We start from the raw sequence: 4,955 nt of genomic DNA on the forward strand, positions 1-4,955 counted from the left end.
TGCAAAAATACCAAAACAGCCTCGTGATGTTTGTGGAGGACTTTGGCGGCGAATCCTTGACAATTTGGATGCAGCAGCGAAAGTTTACTCTGGAGGAATTTTTACAAATTGCGATCGCTACCACTAAAGTTTTAGGAAAAATTCACAGCGCCAACATCATCCACAAAGATATTAACCCCTCAAATATTGTTTACAACCCGGAAACGAAACAATTAAAAATTATTGACTTTGGTATTTCCACTCAGTTAACGCGAGAAACGCCAACCCTGAAAAACCCCAACATTTTAGAAGGCACATTAACCTATATTTCACCCGAACAAACGGGGAGAATGAATCGCACTCTCGATTACCGCACTGACTTTTACTCCCTCGGTGTCACCTTCTACGAATTGCTGACAGGAAAACTACCTTTCGAGACAGAAGACGCTTTAGAACTGGTTCACTGCCACATTGCCAGACAGCCACTTTTCCCGCATGAAATCAAGCCCAAAATCCCCCTAATTGTCTCCCAAATTGTCAGCAAGCTGATGGCGAAGAATGCCGAAAACCGCTATCAAACGGCATTAGGTCTAAAGCACGATTTAGAGAATTGTCTGGTTCAATTACAAGCAACGGGTAACATTGAGCAGTTTGCTTTGGGAACGCGGGATATTACAGACCGTTTCCTGATTCCCGAAAAACTATACGGCAGAGAAACTGAAGTTGATAATCTATTAGCAGCCTTTGAACGAGTCAGTACAGGTAGCGCCGAAATGATGCTGGTGGCTGGCTTATCTGGGATTGGTAAAACCGCAGTAGTGAACGAAGTCCACAAGCCAATTGCTAGACAACGGGGCTATTTTATTAAAGGCAAATACGACCAATTCCAGCGCAATATTCCCTTTTCGGCATTTGTGCAAGCTTTTCGGGAATTGATGGGGCAATTATTATCAGAAAGTGATGCTCAGGTACAAGCATGGAAAACCAAGATTCTGACAGCAGTGGGTGATAGCGGGCAAGTGCTAATTGAGGTAATTCCTGAATTAGAACGTATCATTGGCGCTCAAAGTCCTGCACTAGAACTTTCGGGGACTGCGGCACAGAATCGCTTCAATCTGCTGATGCAGAAATTCGTGCAAGTATTTACCACCGCCGAACATCCATTAGTGATGTTTTTGGACGATTTGCAGTGGGCGGATTCGGCATCGCTCAAGTTGCTACAACTATTGATGGAGGATAGGGGGCATCTGTTAGTATTGGGTGCTTATCGGGACAATGAGGTGTCGCCCGTTCATCCGTTTATGTTGACAGTGAATGAGATTATTAAGTCTGGGGCAGTGGTAAATACTATTAACCTGCAACCGTTGAGTTTAGCAGATATGAATCAGTTGGTGGCAGATACGCTGATTTGCGATTTATCCTTAGCTCAACTCTTGACAGAATTGGTTTATCAAAAAACCAAAGGTAATCCCTTTTTCTCGACTCAATTCCTCAAGGCGTTGCATGAAGATGGTCAAATTATTTTTGACTGGAATTTACGGTATTGGCAGTGCGATATTGCTCAAGCTAGACTTACCCATGCCTCGGATGTGGTGGAGTTTATGGCGACGCAATTGCAGAAGTTGCCGAAAGAAACTCAAGATGTCCTCAAACTTGCCGCGTGCATTGGGGCGCAATTTGATTTAGAAACGTTGGCAGTAGTCAGTGAAGAATTATCAGAACAAACGGCATCAGCATTGTGGAAAGCCTTGCAAGAAGGACTCATTTTACAGATTACAGAAGGCTATAGCTTAATTCAAACAGACGCTCAATCCCTGAATCACTCTGTTACTAACCCAATTTATAAGTTCCTGCACGATCGCGTCCAGCAAGCAGCTTATTCATTGATTCCCAACGACCAAAAACAAGCCACCCATTTCAAAATGGGACAGTTACTGCTACAAAAATCCTCGGATATTGAAAGAGAAGAAAAACTGTTTGAGATTGTCGCACATTTGAATCAAGGAATTGAGTTAATCGTCCAACAAAAAGAGAGGGAAACCTTAGCACAAATCAACTTAGAAGCAGGACGTAAAGCCCGAAAATCTAACGCCTACGCTGCGGCAAATATCTATCTGCAGACAGGCATTGAGCTACTAACAGCAAACTGTTGGCAAAGCCAGTATGAATTGACGCTAAATCTTTATGTTGCCTCCGCCGAAGTCGCTTATTTGAATGGTGAGTTTGATGGCATGGAAAAGATGGCAGCATCGGTGTTACAGAATGCACCGACAATCTTAGACAAAATCAAAATTTACGAAATTCAAATCGTCGCACAGACAGCCCAGAGCAAGATATTAGAAGCGATCACAGTAGCAAGAGATGCACTCTTGCAATTGGGGATTGAACTCCCTACCGAACCTGATGAAGCCAAGATTGGCAAAGCGCTACAAGCCCTGGCGGCCCAACTAAGTGGCAGAAGGATTGAGGAACTGGTTAGCCTGTCTGTGATGACTAATTCCCAGACTCACGCAGCTATGCAATTGTTAGGAATATTGTTTGCAACTTGTATTCAGGGAAGACCGGGTTTGCTGCCCCTACTTAGCTCGACGATGGTTAGTTTATCGCTCTCTTTTGGGAATGCACCCGCATCCACGGTGGGGTATGCGCTTCACGGCATGGTGTTGTGTGCCTTTTTGGGTGATGTAGAAACGGGCTATGACTTTGGTAAATTGGCACTCTCCTTGCTAGATAGGTTCAATGTGCAGGAATTCAAGTCCATAACTCTACTTCTGTTTGGGTGCTTTATTCAGCATCACCAAGAAGCTCTCTTGGCAACGATACCCACACTGAAAGATGGTTATACGGCTGGCATGGAAACTGGTGATTTTCTAAACGCTGGCTACAACATAAGTATTTACTTTTATGCCAACTTTTTCTGTGGGGTAGAACTAGACACTTGGGAACCAGAAATAGCAGGTTACAGGGCCGTCATGGCGCAGTTAAAACAATATTCTGTTCAAATTTATTTGGATATGATTCAGCAGACGGTGCAGAACTTGACTGAAGCCGTTAGTCAACCGGATTGCTTAATCGGAACTGCCTACGATGAAACAGTGATGCTTCCTAAGCACCATCAAGATAATCAACTCAGTGCGATCGCTATTGTCTACATTTACAAACTGCTGCTTGCCTATTCCTGGGGCAATTATCCGGCTGCCTTAAACCATATTTGCCAAGTCAAGCCGTATTTGATGGCATTATCGGGATTGGTTTTTGTTCCCGCTTTCCATTTTTATGCAGCTCTGACGCACTTGGCACTCTTCCCCACACAGCCAGGAACCGAGCAAGCTGAAATTATTACTCAGGCCCAAGCCCATCAAACCACTCTACAACAGTGGGCGCAAAATGCTCCCATGAATCATCTGCATAAATGGTATTTAGTTGAGGCAGAACGGCAACGGGTGTTGGGTAATAAAGCTGAGGCGATTGAAATGTACGATCGCGCCATCTCCCTCGCCAAAGAAAATCAATTCCTCAACGAAGAAGCACTAGCTAATGAACGGGCCGCCAAATTTTATCTAGAATGGGGTAAAGAAAAACTTGCTCAAACATACATGATTGAGTCGTACTATTGTTATGTCCAATGGGGAGCTACTGCTAAGGTAAAAAATTTAGAAACGCGATATCCCCAGTTATTGAAACCTATTCAATCTCCAAATAAAAACACTAAAACTACCGCAACAGTGACGACTACTGGTTCGAGTAGTAATCTAGATATCACCACAGTCATGAAAGCTTCTCAGGCGATTTCAGGTGAAATAAGGCTCGATCACCTAATGTCTAGCTTAATGAAAATCTTGATGGAAAGTGCAGGAGCCCAAAGAGGGTATCTAATTTTGTCAAGCCAGGAAAAGTTGTTAATTGAAGCTGAAGGGACAATTGATGACGCTCGCGTTACCGTGTTGCAGTCAATCTGCGTTGAAAATTGTCAAGAACTTTCCTCCGCAATTGTCAATTATGTGGCCCGCACTCAAGAAAGTGTCGTACTAGATGACGGGGTTCGAGAGGGACAATTTACTAACGACCCCTACATCCGAAAAAATCAGCCTAAATCAATTTTATGTGTGCCGTTGATTAACCAATCTCAAATTATTAGTATTGTTTACCTAGAAAATAACCTAACAGCGGGAGCTTTTACGCCAGAAAGAGTGGAACTATTGAAACTGTTATCTGGACAAGCGGCTATCTCGATTCAAAATTCTAAACTCTATACAGAAGTACGCGAAAGTGAGAACAGGCTGACTCAATTTTTAGAAGCTATTCCAGTCGGGGTGTCTGTGGTGGATGCGGATGGCAAACTTTACTATAGTAATCGGGCTGCTATTCAATTATTAGGTAAAGGAGTTATTCCTGAAGTCACCAGCGAGCAAATACCAGAGGTTTATCAAATATATCAAGCTGGAACAGAGCAGGAATATCCCTCTGCACAACTGCCCACTACGCGGGCGTTGAGGGGCGAAAGTGTCACTGCTGAGGATATGGAAATCCACCAAGGCAACAAGATTATTCCGATCGAGGCTTGGGGTACACCAATCTATGATGAGAAGGACAACATTTCTTATGCAATTGTAGCCTTTCAAGATATCACGGAGCGTAAAAAAGCCGAAAATGAGCGAATCAGGTTTACCAATGAACTGTTCAAACTCAACAAAGCTTACGAGCGCTTCGTCCCCAATCAGTTCCTCCAGTTTTTAGAGAAATCAAGTATTATTGATGTGCAATTGGGCGACCAAGTGCAGTTAGAAATGTCGGTGCTATTTTCCGACATTCGCGATTTTACTACGCTTTCGGAAAGTATGACACCGGAGGACAATTTCAGATTTATCAATTCCTATCTCAGTCGCATGGAACCCGTCATTAATAGACCTCTTGCGAAAGTGCGCTCGTTCTAGGTAAAATAAAAGAAAAAATTAGATTAATAATATGAATTACGA

The 4,955-nt window shown here is 43.3% G+C and carries 1 pseudogene; it reads left to right on the forward strand.

The window, feature by feature from the left end:
- Window positions 1-4,664, forward strand: a pseudogene (locus tag QT996_RS28030) (AAA family ATPase); the annotation flags it as partial.
- Between the last annotated feature and the right edge of the window lie 291 nt (window positions 4,665-4,955).

Source organism: Microcoleus sp. S13C4 (genome assembly GCF_036700865.1).
Lineage (GTDB): Bacteria > Cyanobacteriota > Cyanobacteriia > Cyanobacteriales > Microcoleaceae > Microcoleus.